This window comes from Paenibacillus sp. CECT 9249, assembly GCF_918697855.1.
In the GTDB taxonomy this organism is placed as follows: Bacteria; Bacillota; Bacilli; order Paenibacillales; family Paenibacillaceae; genus MSJ-34.
In genome coordinates, this window is the sequence record NZ_CAKKLI010000005.1 from 129,752 (window position 1) to 145,010 (window position 15,259).

Consider the following 15,259-nt stretch of genomic DNA (forward strand, 5'->3'; position numbering starts at 1 on the left):
TGTTTCTATCATTTATTTATGCCCATAAGTCCATCCTACTGTCAATGTCAATTCGCTTCCTTAATCGTTAATATGGTTAATGAGAACGCAAAAAACTCCGACCTCTCAGTCGAAGTTTTGGCATTAGCCATATTCGTTCGCGGCCTCAGGGCTCCCGCCCGGCTTCGCGTCAATCTACGCGCCGACGGTCCGTATCCATGCATCCGCAATGAGCGCGTGTCCCGCCGGAGACGGATGCACCCCGTCCGGCGCCCAAAAGCTTGGCTCCGCCCGGGTGCACGCTTGGGCGAACAAGCCGTCCAGCGGCACGAGCAGCGCTCCGAATTCCCGGGCAAGCTCGCGGACGACGGCGATTTTCGGGTCCAAATCTTCCCTCCACTGCTTGCGGTCTTCCGGATACGGCACGACGAACGGCTCGACCATAATGAGACGGGCGTCCAACCTTTCCTTCGTCCGCATCAACAGATCGCGATAGCCTTGTTCGAACTGTTCGGCCGACGTAGGGTTGTTCTGGTCATAACGGCGCCACGTATCGTTAATGCCGACATAAATAGAGACGACCGTCGGTTTGATGTCGAGGCAATCCGCTTCCCAACGTTCCTGCAAATCACTTGCCCGATTGCCGCTAATGCCGCGATTGACGAACCGCAACCGCTTCTCGGCATGCAGGAACGACAACCGGCCGGCAATCATATAGGCGTAGCCTCTGCCAAGATCGTCTCCGCTGTCTCTGTTTCGGCCGGCATCCGTAATACTGTCGCCTTGAAATAAAATGACGTCATTTTGTTGAAGAAATTGTCCCATCCAGCATCCTTCTCCATTCCAACGTAATGAAATATCGATGCTTGTATTTTACTATATTGCTTATGAAAGCGGTATTATAAAAAACGGACAAGGGAGATCTTCTCGACCTGTAAATGGAGATTGGAGTCTATTTTCATCATACCGCAGCGGCTGACGCCCCGTCGGGCGGACTAAACGAAACATATACACGCTAATAGAGTGTCAATTGCCTTGTTGCTGGTGTAACGAAACTACAACACGCTAATGAGGGGAAAAAGGCGGTAAAACCGCCGATTTCCAATGAATAACGATCCGTACTTTCGTTAGGATGGGAATGTCTTCATTTTGAGCGCATTAAGGATTGTCAGTTTCGTTAGCGCCAAACAAGATCGCCGCGCGAATCGCCTTTGAAATGTAGGAAGGCATCTCCTTCTACTTGCGCTTGAACGAATGACGCTCTAGAAGCCCTTCTGACACTGCTGTCAAGTGCGATGTCGCGCCAAATTAGAAGATTCGATTCTCCCAGCCTTTCAGCTTGGCGATCGCTTCCGTGAAAAAATAATCTCCATAAATGAGCGACACATTCACATTTTGTCCTGCCGGTTTATTGCCCGTACCGCCCCGAAGAATGCCTTGCTGTTCCGGCTCGTCCCATGTCGCGTAGCCGTCCGCCAAGGCACGCAGCATCCGCACGGCTCCGTTCCGGTACAGGCAAGCCTCCTGTTCGGGCAAGCTAGCGGCGATTTCCAGCATTCCCGAAGCGGCGCATGCCGCCGCCGAAGTGTCCTTCGGCTCCGTCTCCGCAGCAGGGACGCGAAAATCCCACGGCGGAACCCCGTCTTCCGGCAATGCCGCGAGAAAATAATGGGCGACGAGCTGCGCGGCGCGCAAATAGCGCTGTTCTCCCGTATAGCGGTAAGCGTTGGCCAGTCCGTATAGCGCCCATGCCTGGCCGCGGCTCCATGCGGAATCGGGAGCGTAGCCTTGCCCTCCGAGCGCCTCGATGAACGCGCCGGTTTCCGGATCGAAACTGGCGATATGGCATACGGTGCCGTCCCCGCGCGCGAAACAGCGCAGAACGGTATCGGCGTGAGCCGTGGCAATATGCCGGAATCTAGGATCCCCGGTCTGCTCGGCCGCCCAGAAAAGGATCGATAAATTCATCATCGAATCGATGATGGACCACCCGCGCATCTCCTGATTCCACGCCCGCAGAAACTTACCCGCCGGATTGAAACGGCCCGCCAGAAAATTGGCGGCGGCAAGTCCCCTTCTGCAGCCGTCCTCGTCGTTCGTCAGTTTATATTTGATTACTGCGGTCGGCAGAAATTGAAAGCCGACATCATGATGCAAATTCGACGGCTTGACAAAGCATTGCTCGATTCGTTCGTCCCAGCCCCACGCCGCTTCCCGGTACGACTCGTCTTTCGTCATATCGTAGACGATCCACAATATGCCCGGCCAAAATCCGGAAGTCCACCAATCCAGCCGCATATCGTCATAAACGCCGTTAACGGTCGTATGCGGCGATTTATGCTGCAACTCGTTTTTCATCCCGTCGATCTTGCTCAATAACCGCTCCCATACCGATGACACCCAAGCTTCTTCCATTCGCGCGCTCCTCCTCTTCTATGATGGAATAACAGATTAATCGATATGCGAAGATTGTATGCGCTTTCCGTTATTTGTTCAAGGAAAAATATGGGTAATAGCGATTGAAGCATACTTTTGTGTGACGCTCCGCGCTGAACATATGAAAATATGAAAATTTTGTTGCCAAATCATAGAAAAAAAATAGGGAAAATGATATGTTATTATAGTGGGCAAAAATCGACAATAAACGGTGAAATTTGGTTAGATTGCGCCAATTTATGCGTACTTGCTTACGCTGGCGCAGAAAGGATTCGACATTCATGAAAAAACAATGGATTTCAAATAAAATAACGATCGTCGTCATGCGGGGCGCGCATCAATCGGTCAAACAAATCCATCTGCATAAGCTGCTGCTTGTCGCGGTGCCGCTCCTGCTGGCGGCCGCTCTCGCGCTGCTCGCCTCCATGCTGTATGTGCGCACAGTGTCGCTCACGGCGCTGACCGCGGAAAAATCGGCGTTCGATACGACGCTGGCGCAGAAGGAAGAGGAGATCGACCGGCTGCAAAACGAAGTATTGCAATTGACGGCGCTGACCGACGAGGTGGAGCATCGCATGAACCGGATTGCGCAGATGGAATCCCAACTGCAGCAGTTCGTGAACGAATACGGGAATCCGAAAGAGTACGCCAAGTCGTCCGGCACAGTCCGGACGTCGACTTCGTCGCCGAACGTTTCGGCGTTATCGGGCGCATCGTCTTCGGCGGCCGGAGAATCGCCGTTGCCCGGTCTATCTCCGCTTGCCTCCCCTTGGGACGCGACGGACAACGTCGGCGGGGAATTCCGCGAAGCGACCAGCGCCGAAATCGTCGGCGTCGCCAAGGAAACGGGCGAACGTTTGCGGAATTTGCAAACGGCCCTTTCCTCGCTGGACGAGAAAGTTCCCGTCACGCTGCAGAAGGTGCTCAATATGGAAAGCCTGCTCAAAGGAATTCCAACGCAATGGCCGACCGAATCGACCCGGCTGACGTCCTTGTTCGGTTACCGCAAAGACCCGTTCAAGAAAAAAGCGGCATACCATTCCGGCATCGACATCGGCGGAACCACCGGAGACCCGATATACGCAGCGGCTGACGGTACGGTTACCGAAACCGGATTCAGCAACTCGCGCGGACGGTATATTGTCATCAAGCATCCATCCGGCTTAAGCACCCGGTACTTCCATCTATACCAGATCGAAACCGAAGCGAACGCGAAAGTCTCGAAGGGAGACCGGATCGGGCAAATGGGCAGTTCCGGCCGCAGCACCGGCACGCATCTTCATTTCGAAGTGTTGGAGCAGGATACCCCTATCGATCCGCTGCCGTTTCTGGAGAGGCTTGCGGATATTGCGGCAACGGCCGATACGCATATGGAACATGAATGAGTTGAGACGGATACTAGAATAAATTCTATTGAAATTGAAGGAGGACGCTTCCGTGTTTAAAAGTTCGAAGCCTCAAGCGCAGCAGACCGATACGCTCATCGGTTACGGCACGCAAATCGAAGGGAAAATCGTGTGCGAAACGAATTTGCGCATCGAAGGCAATTTTACCGGAGAAATCGAATGCGCCCGCGATGTGACGATTGGAGAGAACGGCTCCGCCCATTCCAATATTTCTGCCGCCGACATCGTTATCGCCGGATTGGTTCATGGCAATATTCACGCAAAAGGCAAGCTGACGATTACGCCTACGGGCCGCTTGCACGGCAACTTCACCAGTGCGTCGGTCATTATCCACGAAGGCGCCCTCTTCGTCGGCGAAAGCAAAATGTCCGCACCCGGCGGCGAAGCGGACGCTGCGGGCAAGGCGCAGAAGCAGGCGGCCGCGGCGCGGGAGGAATAACAAGGACGTTCCCGGAGAATCGAATGAAAGTGACAAGCGGTCCGAGCACAATTTATTGTGCCGGACCGCTCTCTTTTACATTACTTGCTAATTATAATTTTTTGGCCGGGGTAAATCAAATTCGGATTGCGAAGCTGATTCAACTCTTGCAGCTTGCGCCATGTCGTGCCATAGATTTTGGCGATTTTCGTAAGATTGTCCCCGGATTTGACGATGTATACTTCCGGAGCCCGCTCCGCTTTTTCTTCCGCAACAGGCTGATTTCCAATCGGTTTCGCTTCCGCTTTCGGCTCTTCTGCCGGTTGCGACTTCGATTCTTCGACAGGCTTAGGATGAACCTCTTCCTTCGCCTTCTCTTCCGTTGCCGGTTGTGCCGCCTCCTGCACTTGCGGCTCGGCCTTAATTCTGCCCTCCGCTTTAATTTTCACATCTCCCAATTTTTGAATATAGCCGATCAGCGCTTCATCCAATGCCGGATATTCGTTGGCGATCGGATAATCTTTAAACATCGTATATTCATCGCCGCCGGCAGCCATAAAGTCGTTCGTCGCCAGCAAATATTCGCGATTCGGATCGAGCGGTTTGCCTTGGATCGTAACCGAATGGACGCGCTGTCCTTCCGGCTGATCGACATCAATCTTGTACGTCATTCCCCCGACATGCGGGAACGCGCCTTTCACATCGGGATAAGCGGACGTTCCGACTTCCAACGCGGCCTTAATATCCGCTCCTTTGACCTTCTTCGTAATAATATAGTTGCCGAACGGCAATACGGTCGTTACATGCCCTTTCGTAATGTCGCCTTCCGGAATCGAAGCGCGGATACCGCCGCCGTTCGTCATGGACAATTCCGCGCCGGTAATGTCGATCATCGCATCCGTAATGAGGTTGCCCAAGTTCGTTTCTCCGGCCCGGACTTGCTCCCGCTCGCCGTCCAGCTTCACCGCCGTTTTGCCGATCACTTCGGCAAGAACTTTCTCTTGCGCTTTCTTGATCGAAGCGATCGTCTCAACGATTGCCGGATCCGGCTCGACGTCCGCTACTTCCTGTTTCGATATCAGCTTCGCTTTCTTATCCTTCAACTTATTGCCTTCGAAGGTAAGCTCTACGACGCCGAGATTTTTCGTATATTCCCCTGAACTGACGATTAACGTGCTATGATCGGCCTCCAAGCCTTCCACGAGCGTCGAATGGCTGTGCCCGTCCACGATCAAATCGATGCCCGGCGCTTCCTTCGCAACTTTAATGCTTGTGTCCGTGCTCGATTCGTCGATTCCCAAATGCGTGACCGCGATGATCATATCCACTTTGCCTTTGAGCTCGCTAACCATCGCCTTGGCCTCTTCGGCAGGATCCGTGAACGTCAAGCCTTCCACGTTCTTAGGATGCGTCTTGTATGTCGTTTCCGGCGTCGTCAAGCCGAAGATGCCGAGCTTGATGCCGTCGACTTCTTTAATAATATACGGCTTGAACAATCGCTCGCCGTTCTCGTACTTCACGTTCGCGCTGACGAGAGGGAAAACGATCATTTTCTCCAACTCTAGCAGTCTTTCGTACCCGTAGTTGAAGTCATGGTTGCCCGGTGCCATCGAATCGTAGCCGACTTTATTCAAAACTTGCGCTACGCTCTCCCCTTTGACAAGCGTTGCGAAGTTCGTTCCGTGCAACGTGTCGCCGGCATCCAGCAGCAGCGTATTCGGATTTTCCTTTTTATGCTTTTGGACCAGTGTAGAGATTTTCGCAAAACCCATGCCGTCTTGCTCCGATTCTTCCACTCTCGAATGCGTGTCGTTTGTATGCAGAATCGTAATCTTTTTCGTTGCTGCGCCCGTTGTTTCCGCAAATGCGAAAGCGGAGAACGTCGAGAAAACAAGTCCGAAGGCTAAGAAAAACGTTGCACTAACTTTCATCAACTTTTTCAACACACTACACCCCACGATTTAATAGTTTTCTTACTCATTCTACCAGGCTAGTATTAAAGGAATGTTAACGAATCACCTCCGATTGTAAAATTTGCCTCAATCTTCGGCTCTCTTCTTCCGAGATGATGAAATACGGGTATGTAAGCGTTTGCCGATAGTTATATTGTAACCCTCTAACGGCACGATATCTAGCATTACTTTTCTCCTATTGTTAGAAGGTACGGCATATTGTCTGGCGGCGATGCGGCAGCGCCTGCGGAACAAGCCGCCGTCGTTTACCCCGAAACGACAAGCGGCTGATCGCGGGAAGAACGGACGGATACCGTCCCTTTGGAAGAGAAATGCTGTAACAAGGAAGCTCTGGAGTGAATGAGCATCAGCGGCACGAGTTTTTCCGCTTTGGCATCGATTCTGCTTTGTCCGTCCGGATGCAGCACTTTCAATAAAAAACGAAGATATACGGTAGACAATCGATAGAATAAATTCGACTCCATGGCCCGTATTTCAAAACCTAGCCCATGGGTAATGCCGCGGTGAAGCAGCGTCACGCCGGTCAAGGCTTTCACCTTCACCATTTCCGGCATCGTCTCGAGCGCGGCGCTAATTTCCCGCAACGATTCCTTCGTCATACGCGCCGTAATTAACGCCGCGCGCCGCGCGCCGACCGTCCGCAGCAGCTGCAACACTTTTTCGTTGTCCAGATGAAGCTCTCCGATCCAATCTCCTCTGCGGACAAAAGTGCCGTCCCCGCACTCGAGACTCTTCCCTTGATGCCTTCTTACAAACACTTTGCAAATCCCGTATTGCGACATATGCGAGCTGCGCAAACGCGATATAAGCCCAAACCCCTTCTCCCAAACGATCCAGCCGGATTGAATCAGCTTCTTGCCAAATGTCACGGACATTCCTTTACACGTCTCCTTTAATTTGGAATAATAGATTCCTTTATTAAGTTAGACTGTGTAAAAATGAATTTCCCTTCAAAACGACTGTTTTGAAGGGAAAAACGGGAATTTTCGGACTTAACAATGAATTTCCATGCACCTTACCCATGCGCATAGGGGTTTCACATGCAGCTATTATAGTGCCTCTGCTCCAACTCCCATTGGAAAATGTCCAACGGAAATTGCCGATTTTCGTTCCAAGCGGCCTTCTATTGGAAATTGTCCAGCGGATTCCCCTCATTTTTCATGTTTTAGCCGTTTTTCGAAGATTTCATTGGATCATTTCCAATGAAGAGGTTTCATTCCGGTGCAGAACGGGGAATTCATTGGATAAAATCCAATGAACCGGCGCAGCCCTATTAGCGTTCCGTTAAACTTTTTCATCCTTTCGCGCAGATCAAGCGTTTTTTGGGCCCTCTGTGAAAATCCCCCTCGTTCAGAAGTTCAGAAAAATTGAACTTGTCCGGGGACACTATCGGTTATTCGACACCATTATGCCTCTTGAGAATATCACGTCCTAAACGCCTTTATGAGACTAGATTTGTCGTGTTGGACACACCATTTAAGTCTGCTGAGCGAAGGGGATTTCGACAAAAGGGAGTGCTGTCCGTAGATCTGTGAACGAATCGTTGAATGTGTCCGCAACCATCTTGCCGCTAAGTGTAAAGGGCAGCAAAATCGCTCAATGCAACGCTAGTCAATAAAACGTCTTATACCGAATTATATTTCACAGGTTCGCGGACACACGAGACGCTATTTGCTGCAATTGGCCCGATTTGGGACCGTTCGCGGATACACAGTACGCTATTCGCGTTACACATGCAAAATTAAGCACTCCATCGAACGAATAAAGGATCTACGGTCCGCGAAAACGGCGAATCAGAGGGTTCGGAGCGCAATAAGGGACGTACGGTCCGTTCGTAACCAGCAACCGCTCGTTGCCGTGCAAAGGCCTTCGAAGTCCTCAATTTCCGCAAATTTGCAGCGCCGTCTTGATATAGACGCGCGTCGCCGCTTCCAATTGCGACAACTCGATATATTCGTCATTGGAATGAGCTTGCGCGACATTGCCCGGACCGCACACGACGCTTTCCATTTGCCCGTAATTCGACAGAATCGCCGCGTCCGTCCAGAAATGAACCCCGATCGCGGCATGGTTCCGTCCCGTCTCTTCCCGGCAAGCGTCGGATAACGCTTGAACGAGCGGGGAGTCCGGATTACTCTCCAACGCATCGTGAGGCACATCCTTCGTGATCGGCATTCGGCGGATCGACACCTTTACATGATCCTCCGCCTGTTTGACCTCTTCCAGCAGCGACAGCATCTCTTGAAAGACTTGCTCTCTGTTTTCGCCCGGGATATACCTCCGCTCCAATCTGACTACGCAGCAATCCGGCACGATCGTGGGCCGTTTGCCGCCGTGTATTTCACCGATATTCACGGTAGAATGTCCAAGCAAAGGGTGCGCGCGTCTTGCCAATTCCGGAATATAGGTTTCCCTGACCTTCTGGATGAACCGGTTGGCATGATAAATGGCATTGATTCCCGCATCCGGATTGCTGCCGTGCGCAGCCAAGCCTTCGAATTGAATCTCGAACCACTCGACGCCTTTATGAGCCACGGCGATATCCATCATTGTAGGTTCGCCGACGACGGCATAATCGGCTCCGACGCCTTGGTTCACCATATGCCATGCGCCGGCGCTGCCGCTTTCCTCCCCGATCACGCCGGTAAAGATAAGATCGCCGCGCAGCCGGATTTGCGAACGCCGCACAGCGATCAACGCGCTGGCCATCGCGGCGATCGCGCCGAGCATATCGACGGCTCCTCTGCCGTACAGCTTGCCGTTCCGAACGGCCGGCCGCAAGGCGTCCGGCATATCGTAAGGAGGGATCGTGTCGATATGGCCGTTCAACATTAAACTTTTGCCGCCCCCCGTCCCCTGCAAGCGCGCGATTACGTTCGAGCGGCCGTCCGACACTTCCTGAAGCTCGACATCGATCCCTTCCTCGCGAAATAACCTATATAAAAATTCCCCGATCGCTTTTTCCTGCCCGGGACAATCTTCGTGGCCGGGAATGCGAATGAGCCGTTCAAGCAAATCTATCGTTTCTTGCGGACGAATTAGTTGAATCGGATTGGTATGCATCTTGTCCTCCCATTACAAACGAACGATCGTTTTGTCTTGGCCGGAACGAACGATCGCATCGGCGATTTTCAAAGCTTCCACCGAATGAAGCAAGGGCGCGACCCGGGATTCTTCCCCCTTCCGCACCTGATACGTAAAATGCTGCAATTCGGCCCGAATCGCTCCGCCGATTCCGTCATGCTCGGTCGGCCAAAGCACATAGTCCGGCACTTGAATCTCCTCGTCGGACCATAAGGATAGCCCCGTGTTAAGCGTCCCGAATTGCGTCGATCCCTTCGTACCCACGATCTCCATGTGGGCGTCGATCGTGCCGTCCAATTCCAGCGTTTCCGTCAAGTTGCGCGGACCTTTGCGCGGGACAAGCCATGCCGATTCGAGCGTAGCGACAATGCCGTTGGCAAACGTCAACGTTGCCGTGAACAGATCCGGGTATCGATTCCCGCTCAAGCTTCGCTCCACGGCGTAAACCTCTTGGCAAGCGCTGTCCGCGAACCATAAAATCAAATCGAGATCGTGAATGCCCGATTCGTAGACGGGATGAACTCTTTTCCCGAAGCTTTGAAACCAGTCCCGGCTAAAATCCCGTTTGGCGCGAATATGCCCGATCTCTCCCAGAGCGCCCGCCTCAATCGATTTTTTCATCATGTAGTACGGCTGCGCAAAGCGGCTAATATTGCCTACCATGACTTGCTTGCCGCGCTCGCGGGACAATTGATAAATTCGTTCGGCATCCCGTACGGTGGTAGCGATCGGCTTCTCGATAAAGACATGTTTGCCGTGTTCCAACGCTTGAATGGCAAAGGTGCCATGCGTGCTTTCGTCGGACACGATGTCGATCACATCGAGGTCGGATTTCATCATCTCTTCCGGATTTCGATAGGTATGGGGAATGCCGTATTTCTCGGACACCTGCTGCAATAAATCTTCGTTTAAGTCGGAGATCGCGACGACCTCGCAATTCGGCAGCTGCTGCAATACGTGCAGATGCAGCCTGCCGAAGCGGCCGACTCCCAATATTCCGATGCGAATTTTATCCATGTCTGCCCTTCCTCCATTTCTCTGGTCTATATGTTCCACTCTGCCATCCGTTCCCATCTTACACGCCTAACAAATCCGCCAAAGCTTGAGCCCGATTCGGAATGAGCGGGGCGTTCATTTCCGTTTGCACCTGCGTCATGTCTTTCAGGCCGTGCCCGGTCAGAACGGCAACGACGACGGAATCCGGCTTGACTCTGCCGGCTTTCACGCTATGGACAAGCTCGGCGATGCTGACGGCGGAAGAAGGCTCCACGAACATCCCCTCGTCTTGAGCAAGCCAGCTCTGGGCGGCGCGTATCTCTTCGTCCGCAACGTAGTTAGCGAACCCGCCCGAACGAAGAATCGTTTCCAACGTGTACGTCCCGTCCTTGGCATATCCGTGGAGGCCGTCGCAAATTCCTCCGGCAATCGTCCGCGGGGACGGATCGGATTGCACCTGGTCTCTTCCTTCCAAATAGGCGCGGGCGATCGGACTGCAGCCCTCGGCTTGAATTCCCGCCATTCGCGGCAACGCTCCGGTTACGCCCAACCTCTTCAATTCTTCATAGCCGTTGAATATGCCGACAAGGAGCGGTCCTGCTCCGATCGGAACATAAATGACATCCGGCACGTTCTTCAATTGGCGGTGCAATTCGAAGGCGACGTTCTTGTCCCCTTCCACCGTATAAGGATTAATAAAGGTAGAAGTCACGTTAAACATGTTATATTTCTCGCCGATTTCCTTCGCCACCGCAAAGGAATTGCTGTACGGACCTTCAACTTTGACGACGCGGGCGCCGTAAGCTAAAGATTGCTTTACTTTCTCTTGCGGCGTGGGTTCGGGAACGAGCACGACGGCCTCCAAGCCGGCTCTGGCGGCAAAGGCGGATGTCGCCGCCGCGCCGTTGCCGCTGGATGCGACGATGATGCGGCCGTAGCCGAACTTCACGGCCATCGAGACGCCCATCGAGACCGGGCGATCCTTGAATGCCCCGCTCGGATTGGCGAACTCGCATTTAAGGTATAGATGCCGCAGGCCAAGCCGCTTGGCCAGGCGATCGGATTTCACTAAAGGCGTGTTGCCTTCTCCGATCGACACTCTCTCCGCTGCGGGCAGCGGCAGCAAGTCTTCCGTGTCTACGCCGCTTTCCGCCCACTTGATGCCGATTCGTTCATAATCGTAATCCGCTTTCAAGATGGAACCGCATTGGTTGCACTCGTATAGCGGCTCCAACGGATAGGCTGTTTCACAAGACGTGCAACGCAATCCTCGAATCATAAACGCCCTCCTTCATTAGATTCGCAATGTTGTAAAAGTTCCAACGCCAGCGCGATATAGATTTGGGAAGCATCGGTCAATTCCTGTATGTCGACCCATTCGTCTTCCGTATGCGCCCGATGCAAACTGCCCGGCCCCATAACGAGCGTCGGGATTCCTCTGGCCACGGAGAAAAAAGGTGCTTCCGTCGTCGCCAGGAAGGGTTTGATCCGCTTGCGCTCGTTCGTAATTTCCGTTGCGATTCGAAGCGCGGTTTGCGCGAGCGGATGATGCTCCTCAAGCGAATGAGGAGGCAAATACAAATACTGTTCCAAGCGCACGTCGAATCCTTCCCGGGCGGAAATTTCCCTCGCCGTACGTTCGATTTCCCCGTATATTTCTTCCTCGGATTCCCCAGGCAGCACACGGCGGTCGATTTCGATCTGCGCGTGGCTCGGTACGATATTCGGCGCGGTCCCTCCATGGATCTGCGCCACCGTCAAGGAAGCGGAACCGAGCATTTCATGCTTGCGCCGCTTCACTTCATTTCCCAGCCGTTCCAAGCCGATAATCAGCTTGGCCATTTTATAAATGGCATTATCCGGACGTTCCACCACAGACGTATGTCCGGATATGCCGTACGTATCAAGCCGGTATCTTCCGTCCCCTTTATGACAAATACATGCGTCCAGATCGGTCGGTTCGCCGATCACCGCATAATCGGCCGTAAATTCCTCCCGCATGAAATGTTTCATGCCCAGATTGGAACGTTCTTCATCGACGTTAAAAAATAAGATCAGCTTCCCATGAAACGAAACGCCCGAACGTTTCAATACGATCGCCGCATACAGCATCGCAGCCACGCCCGATTTCATGTCCGAGGCGCCTCTGCCGTACAGCTTCCCGTCTTCCACCAACCCGTCAAACGGCGGCTTGATCCAATACGGACCGGCGGGAACGACGTCCAAGTGACCGTTGTATACCAATACAGGTCCGGGCAATTCCCCTTCTATGGCAGCCATAAGATTGGGCCTTCCCGCAGCCGCCCACGACAATTCGGCGGAAATTCCGTTTTCCTCCAGAATGCTCTTGATACATCGAGCGACGCTTTCTTCCGTACCGGAAGGATTCTCGCTTGGCATTTGTATGAGACGCTGCGCGATTCGCAGCAGTTCGCCGGAATTGAAATAAGATGCCGCCCGCTCGTCCATTTCCGTTCCCCTCTCTCCAAATTGCCGTAAACATGCCCCGACGGGCATGTTTACGGTCAACAACGATATTAAGCTTGTCTGGCGCCCAGTTTATGCTGCGCTGCTCTTAACAACGAGTCCATGGCCAAGGCAATGACGATGATCATTCCTTTGAAAAAATCCAGGCTGGAGGCGCCGATGCCAAAGACGGACATGGCGTGCGTAATAAGGCTAATAATGATCGCCCCTACCAACGTGCTGGCAATGGACCCTCGGCCGCCGAATATGCTTGTTCCTCCGATAACGGTCGCCGTAATGGCATCCAGCATCAAATTGACGCCCCCGATGTTAGGCGAGACGATGGATGCGCGGGATACGAGCAGAATCGCGGTGATCGCCGTACAGACGCCGCTGAAGATGTAAACGAACAATTGCTGTCTGACAATGGGAACGCCGGACGATCTGGAAGACTCCAAGCTGCTGCCGATGCCGTACGTTCTTAATCCGAAACTCGTTTGTTTAATGAGCAAAGCCGCGGCCACAATTAACACCGCCGTCACAATCGCAATATTCGGCAGTCCCGCCGTCGCCCCGACCCCTATTTTCTTCAGCACGGGATCGGTGACGATCAAGACGCCGCCGGTAGCGAGCAATAAGGTGGCGCCCTGCACTAACGTCATGGAACCGAGCGTGACAATAAACGCTTGTATCTTCAACATTCCGACGAAAAAACCGTTGAACAATCCGATGACGACTCCCACCATCAACGTGATGATGATCGCGCTGAACAAGGATCCGCCGTTCGTCAGCACCAATCCGACAACGACGGCGCATAACCCGACGCCGTAACCCGCCGACAGGTCAATGCCGCCCGAGATCAATACGATCATGGCGCCTAAAGCCAAAATCGCGATCGGCGCGGCCTGGACCAATATTTGCAGCAGATTCGGACCGGTAATAATTCGGTCGTCTACGAACGCAAAAACGCATAACAATACAATCAGCAGAATGACCGGGGCAAATTGCAATATACGGCTCCATGAGAGATGCTTCTTCGCGTTCATCGGTTTCCTTCTCCCGAGAGCGTAACGATGACGGTTCGTATTTCGCTCATCTCTTCAATGGACCATTTCCCGCCGCTGCGGCCGTACCCGCTCGGGCTTCCGGACGTGCCGCCCGCCGGTATTTGCGTCTCCCAGTAGTTGCCCGCTTCGTTGACATGAACGAAACCGAAATTCAATTCCTCCGCCATGCTCATCGCCCTGCCCACATTGTCGGAAAATATGGCGGCAGAGAGACGGTAAGGGCTGGAAGCAATCAAGCTGGGGAGTTCGGATTCATCCTGAAAGCGGATGAGCGGAATGACCGGGCCGAACGTCTCATCGGTGTTGATAAGAGCGTCGACGGACACATGGTCCACTACGGTCGGCTCCACATACAGCGCGGTAGGCCGGTCCGCTTGGATGTTCCCGCCGGCGATCACCTTCGCGCCTTTGCGAACGGCATCCTCCACTTGAGCGACTACCTTCTCCGCCACGATTCGATTATGGACCGGTCCCATCGTCGTGCCGGGATCGAACGGATCGCCCAGCGTCACGGCGGCCGTTTTCGCTTTAAGCAATTCGGCAAGCTTGTCGGCGACCGCCTCATGTACGAGCACCCGTTCCGTGGAAGTGCAAATCTGCCCCGCATTGGCAAAGCTGCCGCGAATTAACGCATCCGATGCCTTCTCCAAATCGGCGTCCGCCAGTACGATGGAAGGCCCGTTTCCGCCAAGCTCCAACAAGCATGGCTTCGCCTTGGCTCTCGAAGCGATCGTATTGCCGGTAGGCGTGCTTCCGGTAAAAGCGACGGCGCTCGTTAATTCATGCACGACGACCGCATCTCCGACAACGGCTCCTTCCCCGATGACAAGGTTGACATACCCTTTCGGCACGCCCGCTTCTTCCAGGCACCGCATGAACCGGCTTGCCACAGCCGCCGTCGAAGGGGCCGGAATCCATACGATCGTGTTCCCGGCCGCCAAGCCGGGAGCGAGATAATAAGCGCTCGCGCAGCCGATGGGGAAATTCCAAGGCGTAATGACGCCGTATACTCCTCTGGGGCGGCGATAGGCAAACGCCCGTTTGTTCGGGTCGCGGAGCGGAATAATCTCCGAGTTCATCCATTTGATTTGTTCCGCGGCTTCCCGGAAAGAGGTGATGCAAGCTTCCACTTCGCCAAGCGCCTCGGTATGATACGGCTTGCCGTGCTCCATGCTCAGCACTTTCGCCAATTCCTCTTTGTTAGCGGCAATTGCATCCGCGATCCGCTGGCATAATTCCGCCCGCTCAAATACCGTCATGGCGGCCAAGGAAGGGGCCGCGCGGTGCGCGGCGCGAACGGCCCGGTCCGCATCTTCTCTCGTTCCCGTCGGAATCGTGCCGATTGTCTCGCCCGTCGCCGGGCTAATCACATCTTTCACATGTTTGCCATCGCCGGAGTACCATGCTCCGTCGATGTACATCGGATACATCATG

At 53.6% G+C, this 15,259-nt stretch carries 12 protein-coding genes; 2 read left to right on the forward strand and 10 right to left on the reverse strand.

Features of this window, described 5'->3' with window-relative positions:
- Positions 1–174: 174 nt before the first annotated feature.
- Together LQ229_RS06950 and LQ229_RS06955 are read right to left on the reverse strand one after the other, a co-directional pair.
- On the reverse strand, positions 175–804 hold the full coding sequence (locus LQ229_RS06950) for an SGNH/GDSL hydrolase family protein (protein ID WP_230191264.1): 630 nt from the start codon (positions 802–804) through the stop codon (positions 175–177).
- Positions 805–1,287: 483 nt separating this feature from the next.
- On the reverse strand, positions 1,288–2,394 hold the full coding sequence (locus tag LQ229_RS06955; protein WP_230191265.1) for a glycoside hydrolase family 88 protein: 1,107 nt from the start codon (positions 2,392–2,394) through the stop codon (positions 1,288–1,290).
- Positions 2,395–2,696: 302 nt separating this feature from the next.
- Here LQ229_RS06955 and LQ229_RS06960 point away from each other — a divergent pair, with 302 nt between their 5' ends.
- Positions 2,697–3,800 carry a M23 family metallopeptidase gene (locus LQ229_RS06960; protein WP_216537921.1) on the forward strand — a complete coding sequence of 368 codons (1,104 nt, stop codon included), beginning with the start codon at positions 2,697–2,699 and terminating at the stop codon, positions 3,798–3,800.
- Positions 3,801–3,852: 52 nt separating this feature from the next.
- On the forward strand, positions 3,853–4,260 hold the full coding sequence (locus tag LQ229_RS06965; RefSeq protein ID WP_216537922.1) for a polymer-forming cytoskeletal protein: 408 nt from the start codon (positions 3,853–3,855) through the stop codon (positions 4,258–4,260).
- Between the two features lie 80 nt (positions 4,261–4,340).
- On the opposite strand, the gene LQ229_RS06970 is transcribed toward LQ229_RS06965, so the two are convergent.
- From LQ229_RS06970 to LQ229_RS07005, 8 genes are all read right to left on the reverse strand, one after another.
- On the reverse strand, positions 4,341–6,170 hold the full coding sequence (locus LQ229_RS06970) for a 5'-nucleotidase C-terminal domain-containing protein (RefSeq protein WP_230191314.1): 1,830 nt from the start codon (positions 6,168–6,170) through the stop codon (positions 4,341–4,343).
- A 287-nt stretch (positions 6,171–6,457) separates the two neighbouring features.
- Positions 6,458–7,087: a polysaccharide deacetylase gene (locus tag LQ229_RS06975; protein ID WP_216537923.1), complete on the reverse strand. Its 630-nt coding sequence runs from the start codon at positions 7,085–7,087 to the stop codon at positions 6,458–6,460.
- 1,003 nt (positions 7,088–8,090) lie between these two features.
- Positions 8,091–9,275, reverse strand: a complete 1,185-nt coding sequence (locus LQ229_RS06980; RefSeq protein WP_230191266.1) for a M20 family metallopeptidase — start codon at positions 9,273–9,275, stop codon at positions 8,091–8,093.
- 12 nt (positions 9,276–9,287) lie between these two features.
- Positions 9,288–10,313, reverse strand: coding sequence for a Gfo/Idh/MocA family oxidoreductase (locus LQ229_RS06985; protein WP_230191267.1), 1,026 nt, complete (start codon positions 10,311–10,313; stop codon positions 9,288–9,290).
- 58 nt (positions 10,314–10,371) lie between these two features.
- The gene (gene thrC, locus LQ229_RS06990; RefSeq protein WP_230191268.1) at positions 10,372–11,571 is read right to left on the reverse strand and encodes a threonine synthase; all 1,200 of its coding nucleotides are present in this window, start codon (positions 11,569–11,571) and stop codon (positions 10,372–10,374) included.
- Positions 11,568–12,761, reverse strand: coding sequence for a M20 family metallopeptidase (locus tag LQ229_RS06995; protein ID WP_230191269.1), 1,194 nt, complete (start codon positions 12,759–12,761; stop codon positions 11,568–11,570). Before LQ229_RS06995 ends, thrC begins: the two co-directional genes overlap by 4 nt.
- A 68-nt stretch (positions 12,762–12,829) precedes the next feature.
- Positions 12,830–13,804, reverse strand: a complete 975-nt coding sequence (locus LQ229_RS07000; protein ID WP_230191270.1) for an ABC transporter permease — start codon at positions 13,802–13,804, stop codon at positions 12,830–12,832.
- Entirely contained in the window at positions 13,801–15,258 is a 1,458-nt protein-coding gene (locus tag LQ229_RS07005) for an aldehyde dehydrogenase family protein (RefSeq protein WP_230191271.1), read from the reverse strand. Before LQ229_RS07005 ends, LQ229_RS07000 begins: the two co-directional genes overlap by 4 nt.
- Position 15,259: the final 1 nt, after the last annotated feature.